Annotated in this window: 20 protein-coding genes and 3 pseudogenes; 2 read left to right on the top strand and 21 right to left on the bottom strand. The window is 36.1% G+C overall.

What is annotated here, in order from left to right; all coding sequences use genetic code 11:
- Nucleotides 1-461 precede the first annotated feature (461 nt).
- The 3 genes and pseudogenes from HNP81_RS21035 to HNP81_RS21025 form a co-directional block, all read right to left on the bottom strand.
- A pseudogene (locus HNP81_RS21035) lies at nt 462-1,705 on the bottom strand (DUF4153 domain-containing protein).
- Between the two features lie 48 nt (nt 1,706-1,753).
- Entirely contained in the window at nt 1,754-1,969 is a 216-nt protein-coding gene (locus HNP81_RS21030) for a helix-turn-helix domain-containing protein (protein WP_182503919.1), read from the bottom strand.
- Nucleotides 1,970-1,980: 11 nt separating this feature from the next.
- Nucleotides 1,981-2,463 (bottom strand): DUF2975 domain-containing protein, encoded by a 483-nt coding sequence (locus tag HNP81_RS21025; protein ID WP_182503918.1) that lies wholly within the window; start codon nt 2,461-2,463, stop codon nt 1,981-1,983.
- 597 nt (nt 2,464-3,060) lie between these two features.
- Here HNP81_RS21025 and HNP81_RS21020 point away from each other — a divergent pair.
- Complete coding sequence (locus HNP81_RS21020) at nt 3,061-3,366, top strand: hypothetical protein (protein WP_182503917.1); 306 nt, start codon at nt 3,061-3,063, stop codon at nt 3,364-3,366.
- Nucleotides 3,367-3,919: 553 nt separating this feature from the next.
- Here HNP81_RS21020 and HNP81_RS21015 read toward each other — a convergent pair.
- The 15 genes and pseudogenes from HNP81_RS21015 to HNP81_RS20950 form a co-directional block, all read right to left on the bottom strand.
- Nucleotides 3,920-4,924: an ABC transporter ATP-binding protein gene (locus HNP81_RS21015; protein ID WP_028391083.1), complete on the bottom strand. Its 1,005-nt coding sequence runs from the start codon at nt 4,922-4,924 to the stop codon at nt 3,920-3,922.
- A complete protein-coding gene (locus HNP81_RS21010) occupies nt 4,917-5,885 on the bottom strand; it encodes an ABC transporter ATP-binding protein (RefSeq protein ID WP_182503916.1) in 969 nt (322 codons plus the stop codon). Before HNP81_RS21010 ends, HNP81_RS21015 begins: the two co-directional genes overlap by 8 nt.
- A 3-nt stretch (nt 5,886-5,888) precedes the next feature.
- The gene (locus HNP81_RS21005; protein WP_034300927.1) at nt 5,889-6,746 is read right to left on the bottom strand and encodes an ABC transporter permease; all 858 of its coding nucleotides are present in this window, start codon (nt 6,744-6,746) and stop codon (nt 5,889-5,891) included.
- On the bottom strand, nt 6,739-7,716 hold the full coding sequence (locus HNP81_RS21000) for an ABC transporter permease (protein ID WP_182503915.1): 978 nt from the start codon (nt 7,714-7,716) through the stop codon (nt 6,739-6,741). The genes HNP81_RS21005 and HNP81_RS21000 overlap by 8 nt, the downstream gene beginning before the upstream one ends.
- Before the next feature lie 70 nt (nt 7,717-7,786).
- Complete coding sequence (locus HNP81_RS20995; protein WP_182503914.1) at nt 7,787-9,571, bottom strand: ABC transporter substrate-binding protein; 1,785 nt, start codon at nt 9,569-9,571, stop codon at nt 7,787-7,789.
- A gap of 318 nt (nt 9,572-9,889) precedes the next feature.
- Nucleotides 9,890-10,060, bottom strand: a complete 171-nt coding sequence (locus HNP81_RS24515; RefSeq protein ID WP_312859716.1) for a DUF1775 domain-containing protein — start codon at nt 10,058-10,060, stop codon at nt 9,890-9,892.
- A gap of 131 nt (nt 10,061-10,191) precedes the next feature.
- Nucleotides 10,192-10,269: pseudogene (locus HNP81_RS24510) on the bottom strand (YcnI family copper-binding membrane protein); the annotation flags it as partial.
- 176 nt (nt 10,270-10,445) lie between these two features.
- Nucleotides 10,446-10,958, bottom strand: coding sequence for a phosphatase PAP2 family protein (locus HNP81_RS20985; RefSeq protein ID WP_312859717.1), 513 nt, complete (start codon nt 10,956-10,958; stop codon nt 10,446-10,448).
- Between the two features lie 1,221 nt (nt 10,959-12,179).
- Nucleotides 12,180-12,836, bottom strand: a complete 657-nt coding sequence (locus tag HNP81_RS20980; protein ID WP_182503912.1) for an NAD(P)H-binding protein — start codon at nt 12,834-12,836, stop codon at nt 12,180-12,182.
- A 1,038-nt stretch (nt 12,837-13,874) separates the two neighbouring features.
- Complete coding sequence (locus tag HNP81_RS20975) at nt 13,875-14,771, bottom strand: carbohydrate kinase family protein (protein ID WP_182503911.1); 897 nt, start codon at nt 14,769-14,771, stop codon at nt 13,875-13,877.
- 248 nt (nt 14,772-15,019) lie between these two features.
- Entirely contained in the window at nt 15,020-15,442 is a 423-nt protein-coding gene (locus HNP81_RS20970) for a (deoxy)nucleoside triphosphate pyrophosphohydrolase (RefSeq protein ID WP_028391098.1), read from the bottom strand.
- Nucleotides 15,443-16,111: 669 nt separating this feature from the next.
- A complete protein-coding gene (locus tag HNP81_RS20965; RefSeq protein ID WP_182503910.1) occupies nt 16,112-17,695 on the bottom strand; it encodes a SagB family peptide dehydrogenase in 1,584 nt (527 codons plus the stop codon).
- 24 nt (nt 17,696-17,719) lie between these two features.
- Nucleotides 17,720-19,660 (bottom strand): TOMM precursor leader peptide-binding protein, encoded by a 1,941-nt coding sequence (locus HNP81_RS20960; protein WP_182503909.1) that lies wholly within the window; start codon nt 19,658-19,660, stop codon nt 17,720-17,722.
- Complete coding sequence (locus HNP81_RS20955) at nt 19,660-21,600, bottom strand: putative thiazole-containing bacteriocin maturation protein (RefSeq protein WP_182503908.1); 1,941 nt, start codon at nt 21,598-21,600, stop codon at nt 19,660-19,662. The genes HNP81_RS20960 and HNP81_RS20955 overlap by 1 nt, the downstream gene beginning before the upstream one ends.
- A gap of 173 nt (nt 21,601-21,773) precedes the next feature.
- Nucleotides 21,774-22,010, bottom strand: a complete 237-nt coding sequence (locus HNP81_RS20950; protein WP_182503907.1) for a heterocycloanthracin/sonorensin family bacteriocin — start codon at nt 22,008-22,010, stop codon at nt 21,774-21,776.
- Nucleotides 22,011-22,327: 317 nt separating this feature from the next.
- On the opposite strand from HNP81_RS20950, the gene HNP81_RS20945 reads away from it, so the two are divergent.
- Nucleotides 22,328-23,047, top strand: a complete 720-nt coding sequence (locus HNP81_RS20945; RefSeq protein WP_182503906.1) for a class I SAM-dependent methyltransferase — start codon at nt 22,328-22,330, stop codon at nt 23,045-23,047.
- A gap of 331 nt (nt 23,048-23,378) precedes the next feature.
- Here HNP81_RS20945 and HNP81_RS20940 read toward each other — a convergent pair.
- The 3 genes and pseudogenes from HNP81_RS20940 to HNP81_RS20930 all read right to left on the bottom strand — a co-directional run bounded on the left by HNP81_RS20940 (nt 23,379) and on the right by HNP81_RS20930 (nt 24,977).
- Nucleotides 23,379-23,950 (bottom strand): annotated as a pseudogene (locus HNP81_RS20940) (FMN-binding negative transcriptional regulator).
- A 29-nt stretch (nt 23,951-23,979) separates the two neighbouring features.
- On the bottom strand, nt 23,980-24,498 hold the full coding sequence (paiA, locus tag HNP81_RS20935) for a spermidine/spermine N(1)-acetyltransferase (RefSeq protein WP_182503905.1): 519 nt from the start codon (nt 24,496-24,498) through the stop codon (nt 23,980-23,982).
- A gap of 26 nt (nt 24,499-24,524) precedes the next feature.
- Nucleotides 24,525-24,977: a MarR family winged helix-turn-helix transcriptional regulator gene (locus HNP81_RS20930; protein ID WP_182503904.1), complete on the bottom strand. Its 453-nt coding sequence runs from the start codon at nt 24,975-24,977 to the stop codon at nt 24,525-24,527.
- Nucleotides 24,978-25,080: the final 103 nt, after the last annotated feature.

Genomic DNA, 25,080 nt, shown 5'->3' with positions numbered 1-25,080 from the left:
GATTCGGAGGGTTATTTGAGTTGTTCATTTTTAGTATAGCATGAAGTGATTTTTAATTTAAAAGATTTTTATTGACAATCTATTAGCTGGTTTAATTGAATAACTAAAGTCTGACCTCACTTATAATATTACTTAATTCTTCTTCAACTAACGCCCTCTTTTGTGTAAGTACATCTTTTCACATTTAATCTAAATCAAACTCAAACTAAAAACCTGCAAGTTTAGCTTATCAAATACGTTTCATGAAGTCCTTTTTCGTTGGGCACATGAAACTGGACATATTTTAAATAATCTAGTTGCAACAATATATTATGTCTTCTAGTTTGAATACCCTCTTTTTAACTTTAGTAATGAAAATAAGCCAAAACTATGCAACTCTGTATAAAAAGCTGCATAATATCGGCTCTAAGGATTTTATAAGTTTTAGAAGATTAGCTTTTCGTTATATTAACAGAGCCTTTCTAATTAAAAATTATAGGAAATGTAAATGTAACGAAAGCTGCCCAAAGTCCGTAGAACGGCAAATACTTTGTAACGGCATCTTGAATAGTTGAAGGTCCGGATTTGTTTTGTAGAAAACGCATATAGGAGAGCATAATCCAAATTAGATTTGCCCAGATAAGTATGTTTACTCCTAAAACAGCAAGTCTATTAGGCGTAATCCCATAAGAAGAAAGTCTGAACACGATGGCTGACAAAGCCACACTGTCAATGATAAGCGCAAGAACAATTAAGGCAAAATTTATATAATCTGAAATGTTCTTTTTCTCGTCTGTGTCGCTCTCGGTAATGGAAAATATGGTAACGGCCAATACACCAAGGAGTATTCCGTTGAAGGCTATCAGGAAATTTCGGTCCAAGAATGGATTTTTTCCGACCCATATAACCGTTATAAGATAGACCAACAACGTGACCAGGACAAGAGGACTAAAAATTTTAGCTATATATGGTGTAATATTCTTTGCAAGTTTAAGATTCATTGATACCAGGTATGCAGCCACAATAGCGAGAGCGGCAGCACCAAATAAAACGACATTACTAAAATAGAAGTCTTCTATATCCAAGCCAACAAAGCTAAATAACTGCATGGTTAATGCTGCTAGTACCATTCCGCTAACTGCCATGCTGGCGTAGAGAATACAATATTCCAAATTAAATTTAATATAGGCTAATCTTGTACTGCCTTTTGAATATTCATTTCCTGTAAATGCAAGCCCTACCAATACCCATAAGAATATGGGAAGGTGTAAGCAAGGATAATACTGTCTTTATAATTTAATGGCAGCATATTAAGATAAAACCCGGAAATTAGGAACAGCGCTGCAATGGAATAAATAACACTTTTTTTCGGAGTATTATTGTAAACAAAATAGGCAGCAATAAAGGGAATTATACCAAAAGCCAGGTTAATTGGAGCAATTGCTTCCTTTTCGACAAAATGGAAAATGATCCTGGTGCTTATCCCGGCCAGAATGGCTAAAATGCCCATGAATAAGAAACCTTTTTGAATCAAGGAAGATTTTTCCGTATTTGCCGTCTCCTTGAAATGCAATCTTTCATACCAAACACCAAGAATCTGAGAATCAGGATTTTGTTCCCATGCTTGTGAGAATGACTTATTAAAAGCTTTCGGGTCTTTTCTATACATTCTCTCCAGCTCATGGGGGTTAGCAATATTTTCAATAATCAAATTGTTAATGTCCATAGTTATACCTCCCCTAATAATTGTTATACTAAGTTTCCTCCACAATGTTTAACTGTCTTCGTCACTTTTGTATTCTAAAATATCTCCAGGCTGACATTCTAAAGCCTTACAAATTGCCTCTAAAGTGGATAATCGAATCGCTTTTGCCTTTCCATTTTTCAATATAGAAAGGTTCGCCATTGTTATTCCAACCTTCTCCGAAAGTTCTGTTACGCTCATTTTCCTTTTTGCTAACATCACATCAATATTGATTATAACTGCCATTGTTATTCACCTCAGACCGTTAAATCATTTTCTGATTTGATATTAATTGCTTCTTTTAAAAGTTTTTGGAGAACAGCCGCAAAGACTGCGATAACCATCGAAGCAAAAGGAACAACCAATCCGACAAAGATAACTCCTGGTGCGTCGTCTACTTCCGCAAAGATATAGAAGAGCGGCCAAACTAGCACATGCAAAATACTGATTGTGATGGCACAGTATTTGATTTTCTTTAAAGCTTTTACAGATAAATCAGAGAAAGCTTTATTTTTGTCAATATAGCGTAAGAGTATGAAAGCCTGATACAAAGCAAAGTAAAAAGGTATCGCCGATGCATCAAAAGCGATGAAAACGATATATTTTATAAAAGCAAACTCTGGAAGCAATTTTGCTGCAAGGTTCGCCATCTCAGGCACCAAAAAGATGCACAGAGCAAGAACTGGGACTCCTAAAAGAATAACAGCTATTTTTAAAAACAACGTTGTTACTTTTTCCATAAAAAGCACCTCACTTATTTATTACGATTTTGATTTTAATATACATTTTATCGTTTTACAATAATTTTTTATTAATTAGGATAACATTTTTATTGTATATTTTTGTTTTAAGCAAAAATAAAAAGCATTCCTCATTCAAAGAAAAAAATTTATAATATAAGCCCAAAAAATATTTAAGGTTGGTGTGCTTATTCAAGTAAACTCCGATGTAAGTTGAATTAATTCCCAGAATAGAAACCACATCGACCTCCTTTAAAATTAGATTATTGACTTATCTTGTTCAAGAATTTGGCCCTATAATGGAAATAGGGCTGTTCCTTATTACAGAAACGCGCCCTTTCATAAAATAACATGACTGACGTTTTTATATAACTTTATTGTTCCTTAAAACCTACCACTTATTGAAGTAAAGCACCCTTTACTTTAAGTACAACACTTCACAAATTATTGATATTTTAAGAAAATGGCCCCCTTCTTTTTTCCTTTTTTTTGCATATAATGTTTACATAATGAGAACATACATCTGTATTTGTTCTTGTGATGATAATATAAATATTAATATTAGCAATGATGATAATGTTTTGGGGGTGATTTAGTATGAAGAAATTGAAAAAGTTTGCTGTTGCTTTTGGGATCGCTGGAATGCTGGTTTCAGGTGTGGGAGCTGCAATTCCTGTTGAGGCTGCATGGTCCAATGTTGAACAGTCTCATTATGAAAAAGGGATTTTGATTGGGTGGGCTGATGGCAATTCTTTTGAAGTGAAAACATCTTCCGGTAAGTATATGGTTTTTAGATCATCTAATGATTGGTATAAAAAGAATTTAATCTCAGGAGAATCGTACACCTATTATTATTACACAAATAAATATGGGCAGAATATCATTAACAAAATTCAAAAGTAAATATAGAAAAAGCTTTGGGCATAAGAACCCAGAGCTTATGCTCAAAAAGTTCTCAAAATGTGTATTTTCTGCTGACAAAAAATCAATAGCGCGTTTCATTGTCCCCTTAAGTATATAAAGTGCTGTTTTTTTGAGTAATTGCCCAGTTATCAAACGCAATACGCCGTTCTATGTCATTATAATGCAGACAAAGACTGCCTTTTAACATACCCAAACCTTTAAATTCTTCGTATACGTCTGTCAAAGTTGATATTTTCCCTTGCTATTCTTCAACAATCTGTCCCTTTCATGCAAAAAGCGCATATCAGATCCTCTGAAAATGCGCCCTTTAATTGAATAACTATAAACTTAGTTCTTAATCCTAAAATCACTTAATTCTTCTTAATCTACAAGTAGTGATTTACATGAGGTCATGGTAACTCCAACCGAATACACCCTCACTGACATTAATGTTGGTAACTATATAAGAAATCTTCGTTCATCTAGATTATTTCCTTGAAGGAATTATTTGTGATTCTTTCAGTTTCTTTAATTCCTGAATTTTTTTTAATCCCTAAGAAGTTCTTTCTAATAAGTCTGCATGACAATGGCAAGCTACTTCATGGCCATTTCCTAATGATTCAACTTTAGGTGATTTGCTGTGACAAACACTTACCTGGTGAGGACACCTCGTTACAAACGAACATCCAACTGCCTCTCTTGTAGCATCCACTTCACCATCAAGAATCAACCTCTCCCTATTCTTTATAAAATAGTTTAAATCTTTGACAACCGAAACTAGGGCCTTAGTATAAGGATGGGATGGAACATGAATAATTTTTTGAGTGGGACCAATTTCTACGATTCGCCCCTGATACATTACAGCAATCCGGTCACACATATAACTTGCCGTCGATAAATCATGGGTAATGAACATCATCGTTAACCCCATCTTCTTTCTCAATTCAAGGAGAATATTTAATATCTCTGCACGTACAGAAACATCTAACATCGAGGTTGGTTCATCAGCTGCTATAAATGAAGGTTTCAAAATTATGGCTCTCGCTATAGCTATTCTTTGCCGTTGCCCTCCGCTTAACTGGTGTGGATAGCGATACATATAATCTTCAGCAGGTTTTAATTTGATGGATTCAATAGCTTCTTTAACTAGTTTGACTTTTTCTTCGTATTCCAGTTTTTTTTCATGAGCGTTAAGGGGCTCCATTAATATATCGACAACCCTCATACCAGGATTTAGCGTATCATAAGGATCTTGAAAGATCATTTGCATTTTTTTTCTGATTTTATTGGTTTCTGATTCCTTTAATTTACATAGGTCAACTCCATCAAACCAAACTTCACCACTCGTTTCTTTCATTAAACGCATGACCATTCTTGCTGTTGTTGTTTTTCCACATCCACTTTCGCCAATAATCCCCAGAATTTCGCCTTTTCTAATTTCAAAATTCACATTGTTTACTGCAAATACATCTGTTTTCTTTCTTTTCAGTAGGGTTCTTGTCTTTTTAACAAACGTTTTCTTTAAATGATTTACCTTGAGCAGAACTGATTTATCCATTTTGTTCCTCCTCTAAAAAACAGGCCACATAATGTCCCGGTTTGATTTCCATAAACTCGGGTGTTTCCTGTCTGCATCGGTCAAATGCATAAGGACATCTAGTATGGAAACGGCAACAAGTAGGAATATTAACTAGGCTAGGAACACTTCCCGGAATAGATATGACTTCACGCTCCGAATTAGAAAGATCAGGGGTTGCATTTAACAAAGCTTTTGAATAAGGATGTCTTGCATCATTTAGAATTTCTTTCGTTGAAGCCCACTCTACTAAATTACCTGCATACATGATCGCTATTCTATCACAAATAGAAGTTACCATTGGTAGATCGTGAGAAATAAGGATAACTGACAAATTCATCTTCTTTTGTAAATTTTTGATCAAGGCAATAACCTGAGCCTGTGTTAGCACATCGAGACCAGTTGTGGACTCATCAGAGATAACCAATTTTGGATTACAAGCTAGTGCCATCGCTATGGCTACGCGTTGCTTCATACCTCCGCTAAATTCATGAGGGTAGCTTTTCCACCGCTCTCCATCAATTCCTACCAGTTCGAGCAATCTCTTAGTACGTTCAACGGCTTCTTTTTTATTTACATTATCATGAAGCAAGATCGCCTCGATAATTTGGTCTCCGACAGTGTAAACTGGATTTAATGCATTCATCGCACTTTGAGGAATAACCGAAATTTCTCTCCATCTTAAACCAGTAAGTTCTGAATCCGTAGCTTTTAAAAGGTTTTTTCCATTTAAGTAAACACTGCCTGCCACCACTTTTCCTGGGTATTCTATTAACCTTAAAATAGATTGGGCCACAGTCGTTTTTCCGCAGCCAGACTCCCCAATTAACCCAAGCATCTCCCCTTTATCTACAGAAAAAGAAACGTTCTCAACAGCCTTTGCAATCCCTTTATCAGTTCTAAAAAATGTGGACAGTTTTTCTACTGATAGCACAGTACTCATACATTATTGCTCCTTTCTCAGCCGAGGATTCAATATTTCTTCTAAGGAATAACCTGTAAAGGCAAAACTAATAACAAGTGTTGTTATTAATAATCCTGGCGGCAAAACCCACCAAATCCAAGCATCCGTTATAAAGGCACCTCTGGCCTGTGCATAATACAAAATTGTTCCCCAGCTCTTTGTAAATGGGTCACCTAGTCCGAGGAAGCTTAGAGAAGCCTCAATTAATATCGAATGACTTGCAGCTAAAACAAATTGTGAAAGGGCAATCGGAATCACACCGGGCAAAATGTGTCGGGTTAAGATGGCCCCTACACCTGTACCAATCGATCTAGCAGCTTCAACATAACCTTTAGTTTTTAAAGTTAATACCTGGGACCGAATGACCCTTGCCGGAGATGCCCAAGAAATAAGACTGATAACTAAAACTATATTCCAGAAACTTGGACCGATAAAGGCCGCCAATAATATCATTAGTGGAAGAAATGGGATAACTAAAACTAAATCTACTAATCTCATTAGGAATGAATCAACTTTTCCCGAAAAATAACCTGCAATAACACCGATAAGACAGCCTAAAATAATTGAGATTAAAGCGGCAATAACGCCAATTAAAAGTGACACTCTAGTACCATACAGCAGTTCACTGAATATGTCCTGACCTATATCGTTTGTACCGAGCAGGAAAACACCATTTGGCTTCATAAATGGTGAGCCAACTCTTTCTGTAGGATCAAATGGGGCAATGAATGGAGCAAAAAGAGCAATACATAAAAATATTACAAGTAAGGACACCCCAAATAATCCCAATTTATTTGAGGATAACACCCTCCAATAATGCTTCCATTTTTGTTTATCCATTATGTCTTCCCACCTTTGGATCCAGAAACGGATATATTAAATCCGCCAAAAAATTAGCGATAACTACACTGAAAGTAATTATTAAAAAGGTTGCTTGAATAAGAGGATAATCACGGCTAAGGACGGATTCGAACATCAATCGCCCTACTCCCGGATAGGCAAATACTGTCTCTATTACCGTAGCACCACCCAGTGTGAATCCAAGACTTAGCATAAATACTGTTGCGACTGGTAACAACGCATTTCTCATTGCATGCTTATATCTTATTACCTTTTCTTTCACACCCTTTGCTTTAGCAATCATAATGTAATCTTCACCTAATACATTTAACATTGAGTATCGCATGATCATAAACGTACTTGTTACAGAGATTAGTACTAGCGTCGTCAAAGGGAGAATAAGATGTTTTACAATATCAATAAATCGATCCATTCCCTTTAAATTAGACCAGGCACTTTCTGCACCGAATACCGGCAGCCAGCCTAATTGTACTGAAAAAACGGAGACTAAAATCATTCCAACCCAAAAGGAAGGCATTGCACTTAGAAACATAAACATCGTTAGAAGATTCACATCGGTTTTTGTCCCTCGTTTCCAAGCTGATATCGTACCAAAAAGAACTCCGATAATAGTAGATAATACTAATCCTAGTCCAGACAAAAGTATGGTCCAAGGAAGTCTTTCCTTTAGCAATTCAATAATCGGGCGTTTTTGCTGATAAGAAAAACCAAATTCCCCAGTAAAAATATTTTTTAAATAAGTCCCATATTGCTGAACAATGGAATCATTTAATCCATGTTTTTCTAATATCGCCTCTTTTTCTGCACTGGACATAAACCCAACATCTTCTCCAGCCAAAAATACTAGAGGATTTCCTGGCATCACCCTCGGTAATAAAAAGTTCAGTGTCACCATTAGTATTATGACTATGACATATTGCAAAAACTTTCCTGCCACGAATTTACCCATACCCTTCACCTCTCTGATGGATGAAAAAGTTCCCGCAAAAAACAAACGTTTTTACGGGAATTTGTATTTATTAAATATCAAAATCGTCTTTATCTGTTTTCTTTTTCTTTCTTAAGAAGAAGGCCAGCACAGCGATCAGTAACACTCCTATGAAAATATATACACTTGTGTTGTTCTGGGCTACCTCATTACTATCAGTCTGATTATCTTCAGCTGACTTCTCGTCATTCTTTGGTTGTTCATTAGCTGGCTGCTCAGGCTTCTCCCCCAAGACAAATGATAATTTATTTATAATCCCTTTTCCTACTTGGAACACAAATCCGTCATATACTTTTGGATTATATGCATTGACAATTTCTTGGTAATAAAGCGTAATAATCGGTGAGTCTTCCGCTACAAACGCCTGCAATTGTTTTATCAAATTTGTTCTTTCTGTTTCATCAATTGTGTTCTTAAGTTTCTCAGCAAGTGCATCAAACTCAGGATTTTTATACGCACCAATATTAACTGAACCAAGAGTTGGGTCTGAATGGAATAAATCTACTAATCTGTCAGGGAATAACTGCATTGTATTAGACCAGCTCCAAACACCTAAATCATAATCTCTACCTTTGCTAACATCAAAATCCGGCCACATTAATGAATCTACTGTAGTAGAATCCATCGCTTTTACAGTATTTTTTATTCCAACATTATGTAATGCTTCCGAAATTAATTCTGCTGTCCGAATTCTGATAGGGTTATTTGAATATACAAGTGTTGTTAAATCTATTTTCTTCCCTTGCTGATCTTCCCTGAACCCATCACCATCTGTATCCTTAAAGCCCGCATCCTCTAATATTTGTTTTGCTTTTTCCTGATCAAAAACGGGCTTCAAGTTATTGTTGTAGAAAGGAGAGGAAGGATGAATAAATCCTGGGCTTCCAACTTCCGCAAGACCTAATAGCACCGTTTTCACTAAATTTTCTTTGTCGATTGCATAATCAATCGCCTGACGGAACGCTTTCTCTGTCATCGGGTATTTTTCCGCATTAATCTGGAAGAGTGATGTACTGTATCCAGGTCCTCTAGCCACTTTTAGGGAAGGGTTGGTTTCAAATTGGTTAACAAGTTCTGGAGAAATACTTGATGAAATAACATCAATCTCACCTGATTGAAGTGCGTTAAACATGGCTGTTGAATCCTCAATAATAGGAAAAATTATTTCCTCAATCGGCGGTGCTCCTTTAAAGTAATCCTTATTGGCCTTCATTTTGTAAAATTGTCCCGATTTATGTTCTTCTAAAATGTATGGACCGCTCCCTAATGCATTCATTTCATCATCAGGCTTATCGATCGTAGACCAAATATGTTTTGGTAAAATCGGTAGATCAGCTAGAGGCTGTATCATGAAGTTAGGATCTGCTTTTGATAAAACTAAAGAAAATTTAATTTCGTCGGTAACATTTATTGCGGAAATCGATTTGAGTGGATTCGTGAAGCGAGATTTAGGATATTTGATGAAATATTCCATCGTGAATTTAACATCTTCTGCTGTAAGCGGCTTCCCATCATGCCATTTTACTTCGTCATGAAGAGTAAATTCATAGGTTAAGCCGTCATCACTAACCTTGTAGTCTTTAACCAGCCAGGGAACTGGTTTATTATCTACATCCAATTGGAAAAGATTATCATAGAGTAAGTTCATTAAGTCCAAGCCAGGATAACCGGTAACATAGGTATATGGATTAAGACCATTTTCGTCTTTAGTGATTCCTACTCTTAACGAAGCTACCGTTGTTTCTGCACTTGCCGTGGAAAAATTAGAAAGAATTATTGTAAAAATTAACAGTACACTTAGTAAATTTTTATTCATTTAAGACTCCCCTTATTATTCTTATACTATAAGTTCTGATAGGTGGAAATTGCCTTCTCTTTTATAGGCTTCAGCAAGAGCAAAATGCCCGTGTGAGTGGCAAGACGGTGATAAACATGGATGGCTTTGTCCAAGACCCTGCCTTACATATTATTTAGCCTCTTTTTTTGAAGGAAATAAATAATGCTAATAATCCTACAATTAGAGCTGCAATAGAAAGGTAAAGTGGAACATTGTTAGAGCTTGTTTTTGTTTCCTCTGCATTTACTTTCTCTTCAGTAGCTTTTTGGTCATTTGAGGATGTATCAGTTGATTTTTCTAAATGTCTATGTCCATGTGCATCTGATGGATCAGCTGGGTTACTACTGTCACAGAAGCTGGTTTTTCAGCATCTGGTGCTCCAACCCATTCAACAACACTTCCATCTTGATATGTTTGATACGCTTTCCAAACAATTTCCTTTGAGTCATCTGCAACTTTTCCTTGCATATTAAACTGACCAAATTCTGTTGAAGATAAACCTTGCCTTCTGTCGTCCAGATAACACTTGTAATTTTGCCTGAAGCATCTTTTTGAACTTCATATTTCCATCCTGATTTCGGTTCAAAGCGTGTAATGTTCACTTCCGTTGGAAATTTAACTTCTATCTTCATTGTAGGAATGGTTTCATTCTCAGATGGAACCCGAACAGTAAACACTTCATATTTACCTTGTAAAGTTTCCTGTGGTTGTACGGTTACATGTGCCACTTGCCACACCAGTAAAAAGAGAGATTGCACCAATCATTACTATCATTAGTGTTAATAATTTTTTCTTCATAGAATCTCCAATCTTATTTATTATTTATAGTAGTCTGTCTTAGTCGATATTAATGTCAAGCTCCATGGCTAGAACCCGTGTTTTTCACTTCGGTGTAATTCGTTGGAGCATTGTCATCTTTTAAACTTTGAATAATATCGTTTGTAACAGCTTTTGCTAATTTTTTAGCGGCATCGTTATCACTTTTAAAATGAATGCCCATTTGTTCTCTAGAAAGTGCTACTTTTTCTGCCGTTTCGTCTATGTGAGTTTTTTCATTCGGGAAGAAATAAGACAATATATAAGCAGCCGTCCATGCTGTTGCTGTATGTCCTGAAGGATAAGAAGGATGCGGAGGCACCATCATTCCCTCTGGTATTTTAATAGTTAGGTCTAAATCAGTTGGTTTTGGGCATAAATATTGATATTTTGCTTGGAATACCGCTGTCAGTGATGTATAAGTAGCGCCTGAAACGACAGCATGGACACGAGCTGATTTGGGACCCATTAAACCATATTTATGGATTAACTCTTCAGTCGTTTGAAGCCAAAGTGTATTTGGACTAGCTGTATTTTGCCAGTGCTTAATGAATTCTACAGTCGCTTTTTTTAGGTTCTTCGCTACTTACATTCTCCTAATTACACCCCGATAAGATGAACAAGGATACAACTGCTGATATAGTTGTAGTATATAGTTTTTTTCTTTATTGTCTCATGATATCCCCCTGATCTCGCATACATAAATGCGCTTACATTTTATCTTGCAAATAAGAAATTCAAATGAGAAATTCTTGAAAGTTTATTGAACTTTTTCCTGAATTTTAAAATGTTAATATTTGTTTTTCTTTATCAATTGTAAGCATCATATTTTAATCCTCTCATTCACAATAATTACTAAAGTTTTAAATGTTTTTTTAGTAATAACCTGCATCTCTTCATTTTCATAATAACAAGATAATATCTTTTCCCATTGTAAAAAACGGAATAAAATGATAAAAATTGTTGGTTTTTAACAACATCACTAATTACGAACTCAATTTCCATAATCTTAGATTTTTCGCCTTATGCCTCTAAGCAATCACTGACCGAAATCAGCAGTTCCTCTTGTTAAATTAACCTGCAACATTAGTTTAAGTACATTTCTTCACAATCTCCATTTGTGTAAAATAAATATTCATTTAACTTACTAATCGTTACTAAACAATCTGGTCCTTCGTATTATAAGGTCAATCAGAAAAGAAAATATTTCTGATTGACCTTTTTTTATATCGATATATGATTGCGGTAGCCGGGGTAGAACGTTCTGGCCCTTGGGACTCGATCCCGTCCATTAAACAGTTCGCCCCCTACTTGTAGAAACATGATTGAGGCTGGTTGGGACAATGATCTCGTATAACAAGCGAAGCTATGATACTACATGGAGGAATAGGGGTTACCGGTTAATAGATTTTCAGGAGGGGATAAATTATGAATCCAGTCATTGGTCTGGATGTGGCAAAAGGTGAAAGTCAAGTTCAAGCATTCTTGGATAAAAAGCAGCCGTACAAAAAGAAACACCACAAATCATATACATAAATGAATATGAGGTAAAATCTGCTACCGGCCCCATGATAACACCGCCTAACGAAACACCTAAATCAGCCATAGCAATAAATAAACCAAACTTCTCCATTTCTACAGTTGATTTATTATAGGAACGGCCCGTTTAACTTATAGAAAAATCAGCTACCTATTTGCAGCTAGATATCTCTAAGGAAAATTCCCCAGATGATGAAGGATTCCTTCATATACATTATTAATTCATCAATATTTATTCATATTTAGCTCCAGCACATTTCCAAATCGCTTTGCCTTTTATTGTAGTAATTCCGTATTCTTTTGATTTGGCGGAATTTATTATGGCTTGAGCCAATATTTCAGTAGGTAGAGGTTTTTGAGAACGAAAAATTCGTATTTTATTAAAAAACTGGATGGCTTTCAATCCGGCAACTTCCATTATTCTATCACTATTTTTTCGTATCAATAAAGGCGGGTTAAAGATTGCTAACTTTGGAAATTCTAAAGCCTTTACAGCCTCTTCTAACTGACCTTTCATCCTTGTATAAAAGAAGAGAGAATTAGGCGAAGAAAAACCAGAAGATACCAATACATAATTATTTACATTATTCACCTTGGCAAATTTCGCAAACTGGTATTGATAATCGTAATCCACTTTCCATTGAGCTTCTTTACTTCCCGCAGCTTTAAGGGTAGTTCCCAAACAAGAAAATAAAACATCGCCCTTCACTATATACTTCCATTGTTCTGGTTTATCAAAGTCAATAACATGAATCTTTAATTTTTCATTTTGGATATCCAGATCACTCCTAACAAAAATATCTACCCGATGAAAAGAATCGTCTTTTAACAATAAATCCAACAAGTCTTTACCTGTGGCTCCCGTCGCGCCTATTAATAATGCGTGCATTTTCTCCTCCTTATGTTATATATAGTCTCTCTGAAATTAATTTCTACGTCAAAACTAAATAGGTAGTAATGAGTAACCTTTTAGTCAAAGTCCCTTATTAATAAGATACAAGTTAAAGTTGAGTTTAAGTCAAGCGAAAGACTAAATATAAAAATCCCCTCCATTATTTTTAAGAATCTTAGCATCATAAATAGCCATCTTTTGCTAAATCACTCATTTTTCCTAATCGACGTGCTGCACCATATACTTTTTGACCTTGTTGCGCTAATAGTTGTGCAGTCTGGTTTTCATTTTAGAAGGAAAACATGGAATATACCACGTCAACCATGCCAATTATAATTCAATTTGTGCCAAATTAATTGCAAAGAGTGGACCCTCTATTGGGAAGTGATTGTCTTCAAGACATAAAAGGTTCTGTTTCTTAATTTCTTATTTCACTAACCTGGGCCCGATAGTTTAAGTGTAATCCTTCACAATCTTCAATTGCATTATATATAAATATTTGATTACTTTCCTCACCAATATGGACTGTTTGTTGAATAAGATAAAAATCCTGCATCAACAGTATTTTCGGGTCAAAATTTATTCAAAATCTACAAAAAGTTTCATTCTCTGATAATCAGAGTAGTTCAAGAGTGTCTAGACTATTAAGAGATAAACCTTGTTATGTTCATGTCTTTATTGTGTCACTCATCAGATGACAAGTGACACGAAAAAACATCAACAAGCCTAAAAGAAATAAAAATTCAGTATTAAATCTTATTCAAAAGTTACATATATTATACTTAAAGAATAATTTCAGCTAGTTATTCAATCAAAAGTCTGTATTTCAAGACATTCTTAAATTTAAAATCCTTCTATCATATATGGGATGATTTATAATAATATGTAGGCACTTTTATGTCAATTACACATTATCATCCTTTTGGCAGCTAAATCTATAAGGAAAGCTGCCCTTTAGTTTGAGTGCAATACTTTACCATTAGATCGTGTAGAAGAAATTTCTTCAATTATTCGCCTTTTCCTTGATCAGTATCATTACAATGAACCAAGTTTTGTCGTCGCAATTGCACCTATTTTATTGGCAAATTGAACATACTCCTTTAATTGGCTATCGTCCACTGGCACTCCCTCTTTATGAAAACGAGATAAAATAGCTGCGAAAAAAGCGTCTCCCGCACCAGTTGTATCTACAGCCTTAACTTTGATTCCTGGAATATCCATTATGTTTCCATCATATAAAACACATGCTCCCGCTTCCCCCATTGTAATGAACAGAAACGGAATGTTCAGGCTAGACATTTTAACTAGACCTTCCTCCATTGTGCTTGCTTCTGTCAGGAACAGCAGTTCATCCTCCGTCACCTTCACAAGATCAGCTCGTTTCATAAAAGAAGAGACCCGCTCCCTGCATTCTTCTTCACTTTCCCAACGCTTTAAGCGAATGTTCGCATCAAACGCCACCAAAGTGTGATATTCTTCTGCATATGCTAACGCCCGTTCTGTCGTTTTTCTTGCTTTATCATTGAAAAGTGTACCAGAGCTAAAATAAAAGATTTTCCCAGTATGAAAAAGTTCTTGCTCTAATTCATCAACGGTTAACCATTCATCCGGAGTCTCGTTCACATATTTATGAAAATATCTGTCACCATCCTCATTAAGATGAATGTACACACTACATACCTTTTTCTCAAAGGATGCTACACAATAGTCAATATTGATGTTTTCCTTTTTCAGTGCCTTTGCGACAAACAAGCTGTTTGCATCTGTCCCTAATTTACATAAATAATAAGAAGGGATGCCAAATCTACTTGCCCTCACTGCAACATTCACTGTTGCCCCTCCTAAAAATTGTTGATAGCTTGTATTTGTTTGATCAGCGGAAATAAGATCAACAAATGCCTCACCTAAAGAAATGATTCCTTCTTTGCTCAAACTACTAGTCCCACCTTTTAAACATCTATAAATTCGATGATAATAATTCTACCAGCATTTTTTAAATTCTTCATTATAATTCTGTATCAATATCGACGCGCCTATTGCAAGTGAATTTTACTGACCTATAAAACGAGTGTCTATAAAAGGGTCATAGGCATTCTTCAGAGTTTTAAATGCAACCCTACCATAGTAGCAATCAAATAGCCTAAAATAAAAAAAGCTATTCACACGTATCAGGTGAATAGCTAAATTCTTTTTCTAAAACATTCATTGATCATAGATGTTCTAGATAATTTTTCAATCGCAGGAATATCTGCCGGTGCCCAATCCAATGATTTCAACTCATCTGGTGACAACCATTTAATTGATGTATGCTCAGTTAAAACTGGTTTTCCTTCAGTAAGCCTGCAATAAAATGTTGTTAAATGAACTATACCAAAATCATATTCATACACGGTATGCTCAATTTGGTCACCAATCTCTATTTGGCACTGCATTTCTTCAACAATTTCCCGTCGCAACGCCTCTTGTGGCGACTCACCTTCTTCTATCTTCCCGCCTGGAAACTCCCATTTTAGCGGTAAAGATTTGGATGGCCCTCTTTGTGCGCATAGGATTTTACGATTTTCAATGATGACCGCTCCGACGACATAAATGTTTTTTTTCATATGATTCTCCTGGTGCTTGAAATATTGTAATACTCACATTTTTATTTTTGGTAAAAAACGATTTCTTCTAATTCTAAACATGATGATTAATTTTTTGTCATCCTCTCAAAATGATAATGCAATCTATATTCGCCAATTTCCTTTGTACAATTAATCAAAAAATATTTCAATTGCCAGAGCTACTTTGACTTAATTTTATTTAAAGACAACTTATTTAACAACATTTTCACTTCTTCGATAATAAACTCGGCGTAACCTTTATATTTCCTCCTTCTTGTTGAATTCTTGTACAAGTTTTCCAATACCCTTGAGGCTATCTGTATTTAATTGTTCAATACCTTCCACAAAATCAAGATCAATTAAAAGTACGAGCATATGCTACAACTAGTATGTATACTTATATCGATTTTGCACAAAAGAAAAAAGCGATTGATCCGTTTAACATATTTTAAACCTTATTAAAAGTTTAAATGAATCCACACAGCCATTAAAAAATGACTCTAGGATTCATTCCTTTTTTAAATATTAAACTATGGAATCAATAAAGAAAAGCGAATCAAAGTAACTTGCTCTAGTTCTGCTCAGTTGTATTTGACATTGTGCTCTAAACAATAAAAAGACCCCCAACCAAAATGGTTGAGAGCAAAATAGAGCGTACTCTTGTCTCTCCTAGCTAAGCAAAATTCCTTTTAACCAGGAACGGGGGCGGTATGGACCCACCGGGATTTGAATCAAGCTGCTTTTTTCTTTCGATTCGATTCCATAAAGTTCATCACATTGGTTCGCATCGAATCCTAGCAATGGATGGCCCCCCATCCCTAAGGCACATGACATCAAGAGTAGACGTTGTACGAGAATACCCGCTTCCATCTGTTGAATGCGATATCCTCTATATCCCAATTTCTCTTTGAGGTGATTCTTGTCTCCAACGACATGCATACAGAGCGGAACTTGATACAGATTGACATTGGGCATTGTTAATCCTAATTGTAAAAACTCCCGGTAATCTCCTTGGTTTATTTCTCGAAGTGCATGAGTATTATTGTCATAAGAGTATGCACCATTTGGAACTCCCTCCACATTATATAAACTGCCATACAAAGAAACACGAGCACAAACATTCCCTTGTGTGTCGTCTAGATCATTCTGATATGTGAAGGAACATGTCTCTTTTAACAAAGTAGCTAGTTGTGTTTGACTCACTTTTCCCATCATAAAATCGCTATCAGGAGAATATCGCTTTCTGCAAATCGTTGCGAGATCGTACGAAAAGTATTCCGTAACTGGTAGCAAAATCGTCTCCGTATCTAAGGAAGGTCTCACACTACTATTTTTCTTTATCTTTACAAATGACTTCGTTGTTTCAAACATGGATGCTTCGTTAAGTTTTTTCAGCATCGGATAATCGACAGTCTTCTTTGAACGGTTATAAGAAACATGCTTCAACAATGGCACTTCCCGGCACAATTCTGTAGCAGAAACAATTTCTTCTCTATTAAGATTGTTGCCAATACCATGGATGGATGGGTTAATAGATAATGGGATAACCGCATATACACTTTCATCCTGTTCGGATAGCCCAAGCAAATGATTAATAGACCGATCAAGAAATTGGTAGCAGACCTTTGAAGAGAAACCCATCTGATTGGCTACTTCTAACGATTGCCCAATTAACACACCTGCATCTAACCCTTGCAGCCTGTAGGAAAAATTATTGTATTTATAGAAATTTTTCCAAAAAATTGTTGAGACAAAAACTGTACAGAAACAGTCAGAAATAGGATAGCAATTTCCAAGACTTCTGGATAAGTAGACATCGTAATTTCCTTCTCGCACCAAAACGAGGCGATGATGTGCCACATCATAATGGTAAATGCCTGTTGGAGTGTCCGCAAGCTTTATATACACATATAATTCATTGGGATATAACGCCCCTCCAGAAGGAACAAATCTCCGTACTGACTGGGCAAAGCTCACAGCTTTTTCCTTGCTTCCCTCGTTTAATGCGAATTGAGAGTATTGAGTAAGACCGTATACATACCATAAGAAATAACCAAGCTCTACCAAACTGGGTTTTAGATCAGCTTCTCTTCTTTGAAGTGCTAACGGTACATCTGCGTTAAGAGGAATCTCTGGTAAGCCATGGTACAGTTTATAGGGAAGTGGTGCGTCTTCCCAGTCCACCTGCCAATCCGGCGGATAGATTTTATCCGTGTCAAAATGTAAATGGTGTAGAAATGTATCTAGCTCCAATTCTTTTGTCCTCCTACTCTCCCATTATGGGAACGGATGGGGATATGGATTAAGTTGTTCAAAAGATAATGGCATCTTCTGAAATCCTAGTTGCATCGGTACATTGAGTACTCTCTTCAGCCCTTTCACACGGGTAAGGTGGTGTCCAAATGTCATTGGTAACATGCCGGGAATCAAGACCTTTACACAGAATAAGCCATTGCGTTTGATTATAGGTGTTGTTTGGTCAACCACAATAACTTCGAGGTTTAAGCGGTGGAACCTATTAAGCATATCTAAAAGATCATCCTTTAAATCAGGATTTACTGGCGGCTGCTTGAATTCCTCAGCAAACGTACGTAATGGACGATGATCATCCAATAAAAAATTCAGTCGTTCTTCTGCCTCTTTAAGACCAAATAACATGCCATGGTCCTCCATGGTCTGTACTGCGAACGGATTTTTTAGCATTCTTTCATATTTCTGCCGGTATTTCTCCAATTTTTCATCATCCCTAAACATCATTCCTGCCAGCTCATAAATTGCACTTTTTACAGCCCGCACTGGATCTGGGTTAGCACCAGCTGCACAAATGAGGTTTACACCTTTAGATTTTTTATTTTTTGCCACTGCCCAAACGCTTGGAATTTCATGTTCCATCGTAGAATTATAAAAATGAAGGTCATATCCCGCCACTTCCCGGATACGGTCGACCATTAGCTGTAATTCTTTATCGTTAGCAGAACTAAGATCAAGACGTGGAAGTGGGAGTCTGGCATACCAAGTTAATAAGAATGAATCTCGCTCAACAACCTCCATAATAGCATGGAAAATGGCCTCCTCTAAACTCCCACCTAATGCGCATCCATTGGAAGTTTCATAAACAAAGCCCTCTCCATAGCCCAAACTGTAATAGGCGAGTAACTCTGGAACCAGAATAGGACGTTCTTGTAAGAACGAATAGCCCCAGACCCAATTCATTGGGTCATCAGGATTAAATTGTTTAAACGGAAAATGAGGCTTTTCATATTGATCCTTTTCATGTAAACCTACTGTTGCAGGATTTAGTGCTTGATTTTCTAAATTATGATAACTATCCCGAACTACCTTTCTTTTGCCTCGAGGCACAATTCCGCAATATCGTTCCAAACCTTCCAAAATAGCCGTTAACTCACTCATTTCATAAGAATTAGACCTTCCTGCTACTCCCTCATCCGCTTCAAACAATGGCATATTCATTAAAACATCAGCAAAGGGCAGCGTGAAATCTTGCATTTTTCCATTCAGGATTCCAGTACGATAATCAAGATAATCTTTGACAAGCACTGTTTTTAATTCATCCATTGAACGGCAGCGATAATCATCACCATTCAATTTAGGGCTAGATGCTAAGCTAATTTGAGCTAGTTCCGGTGAATCATCAGGTATTGAACTGCACACCGGGCACAATGGATCAGGCAAAAAAAGGTGACTTGAGTTCTTAAACGTTTTCAGGTTAGTAATGAACACTCTTTCTTCTAAGGTGCTGGGTTCTCCTTGAAGAAACTGCTGTACTTCTTTACATATCAAAGTTGCCATTTGCGATATTCCCATATGTGATGCCCATGCATCTCGCTCTATACCTTCTCCTGATCCTAAACTCATCTGAAACTGCCACATTTCTTGGCGATCAGGACTAGCTAAAATACGCCGTATGTCAGCACAGCGAGAGCATCCCATCTTATCGGGATGTACGAATGGACCAATGATTCCTTCGCCAAATGAAACAAAACCTCGAAGCCACGGGATGCCTGTGCTCCTTAATTTTTCTTCCGCTTGTTGATGAACCGAAGGATGCCAGGCATCGTGCAGCACCAAAGCTAATTCTGTTTCTTTTGGCACCTCTTCTAAAATGCTTTGACGTGTTACGAGATAGTTGCCGGACAATTGATCAGAGACATAATCCGCCAATAAACCATGTCCGTCAATTAGAATATGGGCGGTCATCAGAATTCCTCCTCTCGTACCTGCACACCAAACACTCCTGCCAGTTCCTCTTTTAAAAAAGGTTCAAATGCAAGTTCATAGACAAAAAGGCTTTTGCTGTTTCTGTTCAGAATTTGAACAGAGGATTGTAATAGTTCCAATTGTGATATTTCTTCACAAGAAGGGATTTCGAGTTTAGCTTCCTTTTCTGTCAGAAAAACAGCCAACTCCACTTCCCGATTTGTTGTATTCACCTCGTTTTGAGTATCCATAAGTGCTTGTTGCAATGCACTCCGTAAGGCCAACGTTGTATTTAAACCAGCGCTAGTGTACCATCGGCTCTTAGACCTTACCCATATCACTGGGAAACCTAGCCTTTCATTTTCCAAACCGATTGTTGGTGCACCATTTAGGTTAGTCAGGGCATTTAAATAAAACCTACAGCGAGAATCTTCTATCTTTTCCAGTTGTACATGAAAAATCGTATTCTGCTTATCAATCGTTCTGTTTTTCAATTTCTCCTCTAAATAGGCTTGTAGGCCACGACAAACTGCCTCCGCAATTGTTTCTCCTGCACCGATACCGATAAATCCTTTTATTATGTTCCCATCATCTTTATCTTCCTGATCACTGAATCCCTTGATCATTTGTGATACATACATTTCAATACCGGTCAGTCCGGCTTCCCTTTTTGCCTCTTCGTGTGTAAACCCTGAACAGACTACTTCTGTCAAAAGGTCTGCCGGTCCGTCTGACACTGGATTAACTGCTTGAACATAGCATTGCGAAAGAGGAAGTTGTTTCAAGTTTCGTTCCTCCCAAGTATGGAAAATCCCTGTTTCTTCTGAAGTTAATTGACTGAAGTATTCCAAGAGATTTCCAGACGTTTCCTTTTTATCCTGTTCTTTCTTGAGCAATAGATCAAGATCTTCAACCAATCTAGGCGAAACACTTTTATTCTTATACATTGGATGTGTGATGAATGAAATCCAATCTCCTTTTTGCGTTTCAAGATCAAGCAGGTAAATTTGATTACTCTGCCCTGTTATTCCTGTAGCATTCTTGAAAAATTCGAATACAATAATATTTGCCAAAATTGCTCCCGATGTTGAAGAGTAGTCTTGATTCTTTCGATCTTCTTGCAATGCAGATTGATGGATGCGGCGCCATGCGGACTCCCAGCATCCATCCGATTCCGGATGCACCAAAGGACCTGCAAGCCCCACTTGCTCTAAACAGATAGCGGGTAGAAATCCCTTACTCTGTTCTTTGCAAACCATATTTAGATTCATAAGTTCTTTTACATTTCCATCCTGAGAGACAGATAGAATCCAATCATATGGCTGCACAGCTTCCTGCAAAAAGCCTCTGCCTTCTCCTTGTTCAAAAGGTACCTGTTCTACCTCTACCTCAGAGTCAGCCTTGTTGGCATTATGTACCAACTCATTAATCCTCACCAAATTTGTTGATTCTGAATCCGTCACCATGAAATGGAATTTGGGAAGTCCCGATTCAATTAATGCAGAGACCAATGAAACCAGAAAGGGACCAGATCCGACAGCAAGTACTTTAGCTTGACGGTATTCTTGAAAACGATATCCACCTGAATCTACAAAATTCTCAATAAATTCAATTTGTGAAGCATATTTTTCGAGAACACTTGCTTTTAATCGATGTGGACGATCTTGACTTGCATCTCTGACAAAGCCATTCTTGTACAACGTTTCTCCAATCTCATACACTCTTTTTCTATATGGGACCGTTAATCCCTCTGTCATATCTCCCAATGTATGCTCCCCGTTGAACATTGGAATCAGCTTTTCAATCCACTGATAGATTGTACCGCCTTCCATTCGGAATGAGCTTACGTTATTTCTTAAATACACACCACCTTGTGGATCAGGTAGATAAAATGTATCCCTTTTTACTTTGAGACGTGAGTATGAGTTCAGTTTCTTCATTCAGCTCCTCCTTATGGCTAATCTCTCCTGTTTATGCACTACCATTTTATGTTCTGTAATTTGTCCATTATGATTAACTAAAAAAAGAAGTGTCCCTGCGGCTTGCAGGGGCACTTCCCCTTTCATAAAATAACCTGAATTTTTTTGAAGAACTACCACCAATCTCCAAACTGCTAAATAAAGAAGCCAAAACAGCTGAAACCAAAACAACCGCCACAACGAAAACCAAAACCGCCACAACCGCCACAACGAAAACCGCCACAACCACCGCAGCGACCACAACCGCCACAACCACAACGACGGATATCGTTAAACTGGAACGGATCTTGGCGGAAATCTACAGGCATTAACTCACCAACTTGATAATTACCCATATCCAACATTTGTAGATCATTATGAAAATTATACATTTTATTCTCTCCTTAATATTTAATAATCAGGCTAAGTACCTGAAAAGAAAGCTGAACAAAGATAAATTGTGTTTTTTATATTTGAGAACATCAGATACTACATGTGCTCTCTTCAACAAATTATGATTTTTTTAGGTGATTGTTACTGAAATAAGAGCCTATTTAATTTTTACTAAAATCTACCACAACCTTAAGCTTACCAGACAACCTCCCACATCTTTTTGTAACCCATTTTAGTGTTTTAATATTTTTGTGCCAATTGCGGATGAACATCTTATATGTATTTTCATATTTTATAAAAATAAGAATTGAAGAAGGTGATTCTAATTGGTAGGTCGAACTATTTAGATTTTTTGTCCAAATTTGGTGTTGGAGGGGCCCACCCTGGTGGCATTGGTCTAACCAAGGAAATACTTAAGACTGAAGAAATTAATGAAACTTCTCGTATTTTAGATGTAGGGTGTGGAACTGGCCAAACAGCTGCCTATCTAGCTGAACAATATGGTGCAAAAGTAACGGGGTTGGATATTAACCCGATTATGGTGGAAAAAGCAAAAAGCAGAATGAAGAAATACCAATTACCGGTGGAAATTATTCAAGGCTCCATTGAGAAATTTCCAGTAAAGGATGGGAAGTTTGATATAATTCTTTCCGAATCTGTCCTTTCTTTTGTGAATAAGCCAAAAGCTCTTAAAGAAATATTTCGATTATTAAAAAGTGGTGGTCGTTTTATTGCAAATGAACTTACCACTAATAAACGGCTTTCACCAACTATAGAGGAAGAAGTTAAACAATTTTATGGATTAGATTCCGTCCTTATGGAAAAGAATTGGCTCACTTTATTTGAACAGACAGATTTTAAAAATATAAAAATTCAAATGCAAAAACAATCTATGCTCCAATACAATACAAATCCTGAATTCCAGTACTCAGAGTATATTGAACCTGAACTTTACGCGGTAATGTATGAACATTTTAATATAATAGAAAAGTATGAGGATGTATTGGGCTATAGAATATTTTCATGTACTAAATAGTTGTTTTTTAAAGATTTAAACAGAAACTGCTAAACCTGTTATTCATTTTATTACCTTCATAAGACCGGAATCGCTGCTGATTAACATATATAATATCTCAGCCAGGATGAAATATCTTATTGTTCTATTCCGTCAGAATTCAAATCAAGACATAATAAATAAGTTGGTCTACTCTTACCTAAATAGGCAATCTTTTATTAATGTAAATATGCGCTTTTCCTTGTTTCAGAAAAGCGCCCGTTTTGTTGAAGATTGAAAAGGAAAAAGTTGCCAATATGACAACTCCGTCCTGTTCTTTAATTCTTGCATCAAGAGTTGAATAAATGTGGACTTATATATGATTTTTTAATCTCTTTTCCATCAATTCTGCCATTAGTTTCAAATTTGGATTTCCTTCATTTTGTAATTTATCAATGAGTTAGCATAATCCATTTCAAATTCATTACGTTACTGACATAATTTATATGCAGCCTGAATTTCTCCCACCTTAATCTTAAATCCAACAATACCTTTCAGTACACTTTCTAAGAGTTGAGGTGAAAGTTTTTCCCACAAAATTGGATTCTCTCGATGTTTTCTTATTCTTTCTCTAAAATACTTGCTTTTCCATACATCTGGATAGCTTGATAATTCCAAGTCGGAACATTTTCGTGCGAAACTAGGAAGAAGAAATATAAGGATTCGGTCCCTGAAACATAACAAGCACATATCTACAGTTTTCAAATGTTCTCCACTGAGGGTTCCCATATGCCATATGCCCAGTAACATAATAATCATCGCTTTTTTTATTTAAATCTAAAGGTAAATGAGTGGCAATTAGTGTTCCTTGTTTTATTGTCACAAGCGTACCAAAAGAGTTTATTTGAATAAATTAAAATCGGTGACTATATAGTATTTAGGAATAAACTTAGTAACCCTCTTTTACCTTAAAGTTATACCAGTGTTTTGGACATAATAACATCAATTTGTTCTTCATCACCCAAATAAAAAGAGTGAGCTTCAGTTTGGACAAAACCTATTTTTTTATAAAAGTCAATTGCCTTCTTATTCTTTTCCCAAACTCCTAGCCAGATAATCTTTTTGTTTTGTCTTAAGGCTATTTCCATCGCTTTGTTTATTAGATATTTTCCAAACCCTTTTCTTTGAAATTTGTATCTTATATAAATCCTCTCAATTTCGAGTGACTCATCACCCATTTTTTCGGATTGGGCATCATTAATATTTACCTTTAAATATCCAGCAAGTTCTTTATTGAAACAGATGAAAAAGAATTCCGAAGAGATATTGGATAATTCCTTTTCTAACTGATTAGAGTTAAATGCTCTTTCTAAATAGGCTTTCATATTTTCAGGTGAATTCTGATTTTTAAATGTATCGTTGAATGTTTCAATACTTATTTCTTGGAGTATTTGTAAATCATCACGGTTGCACTTTTTTATTTTTACAGTCATTTTAATTTACAGCCCCTTTAAAAAAATTAATAATTTCTTTTGTTTCCCTTTTTTACAAATTCCCAGTCAATTTCTATATTTTTTCTAACTCTTTGAAGAAGATGAAAAATGGTTTCTGCTTCTCTTTCGGAAAATCCCGCTAATGCGATACTATTCGAATGATCATTTTCTCTTTTTATAATAGGAAAAACATTTTTCCCTTTTTCTGTTGGAAAGAGTTTTTTTATTTTTTTGTTATGTTCATCATCTTTCTTTTCGATAAAGCCATTAATTTCAAGTTTTTTTATAGCACGGGCTGCTGTTGTACGATCTACTTTTATCATCTCAGCTAACTTTTCTTGAATGATTCCTGGGTTTTCGCATATTCGCACAAGGTACAAATACTGCCCTTTTGTAAGGTCATATTCTTTAAATTCTATATTACTTATAGAATCTAATGCCCTTGCAATCATTCCAATTTCACGAAGAATTCCCTTCATAGCTTAACTCCTTTGATCATAATTTGTTGCAAATGCAATAAAAAGGTAATATATTAAATTTATTCTAACTTTGTTGCGTTTGCAACAAAAAATGAAAAGAGGT

The organism is Peribacillus huizhouensis, from assembly GCF_014138605.1.
Lineage (GTDB): Bacteria > Bacillota > Bacilli > Bacillales > DSM-1321 > Peribacillus > Peribacillus huizhouensis.
This window is presented reverse-complemented; position numbering and strand designations above follow the sequence as displayed.

Coding starts and splice junctions, on each gene's coding strand:
- HNP81_RS21030 (WP_182503919.1), bottom strand. CDS start 1,969: ATGGCAGTTATAATCAATATTGATGTGATGTTAGCAAAAAGGAAAATG.
- HNP81_RS21025 (WP_182503918.1), bottom strand. CDS start 2,463: ATGGAAAAAGTAACAACGTTGTTTTTAAAAATAGCTGTTATTCTTTTA.
- HNP81_RS21020 (WP_182503917.1), top strand. CDS start 3,061: ATGAAGAAATTGAAAAAGTTTGCTGTTGCTTTTGGGATCGCTGGAATG.
- HNP81_RS21015 (WP_028391083.1), bottom strand. CDS start 4,924: ATGGATAAATCAGTTCTGCTCAAGGTAAATCATTTAAAGAAAACGTTT.
- HNP81_RS21010 (WP_182503916.1), bottom strand. CDS start 5,885: ATGAGTACTGTGCTATCAGTAGAAAAACTGTCCACATTTTTTAGAACT.
- HNP81_RS21005 (WP_034300927.1), bottom strand. CDS start 6,746: ATGGATAAACAAAAATGGAAGCATTATTGGAGGGTGTTATCCTCAAAT.
- HNP81_RS21000 (WP_182503915.1), bottom strand. CDS start 7,716: ATGGGTAAATTCGTGGCAGGAAAGTTTTTGCAATATGTCATAGTCATA.
- HNP81_RS20995 (WP_182503914.1), bottom strand. CDS start 9,571: ATGAATAAAAATTTACTAAGTGTACTGTTAATTTTTACAATAATTCTT.
- HNP81_RS24515 (WP_312859716.1), bottom strand. CDS start 10,060: ATGCAAGGAAAAGTTGCAGATGACTCAAAGGAAATTGTTTGGAAAGCG.
- HNP81_RS20980 (WP_182503912.1), bottom strand. CDS start 12,836: ATGCACGCATTATTAATAGGCGCGACGGGAGCCACAGGTAAAGACTTG.
- HNP81_RS20970 (WP_028391098.1), bottom strand. CDS start 15,442: ATGAAAAAAAACATTTATGTCGTCGGAGCGGTCATCATTGAAAATCGT.
- HNP81_RS20960 (WP_182503909.1), bottom strand. CDS start 19,660: ATGACCGCCCATATTCTAATTGACGGACATGGTTTATTGGCGGATTAT.
- HNP81_RS20955 (WP_182503908.1), bottom strand. CDS start 21,600: ATGAAGAAACTGAACTCATACTCACGTCTCAAAGTAAAAAGGGATACA.
- HNP81_RS20950 (WP_182503907.1), bottom strand. CDS start 22,010: ATGTATAATTTTCATAATGATCTACAAATGTTGGATATGGGTAATTAT.
- paiA (WP_182503905.1), bottom strand. CDS start 24,498: ATGACTGTAAAAATAAAAAAGTGCAACCGTGATGATTTACAAATACTC.
- HNP81_RS20930 (WP_182503904.1), bottom strand. CDS start 24,977: ATGAAGGGAATTCTTCGTGAAATTGGAATGATTGCAAGGGCATTAGAT.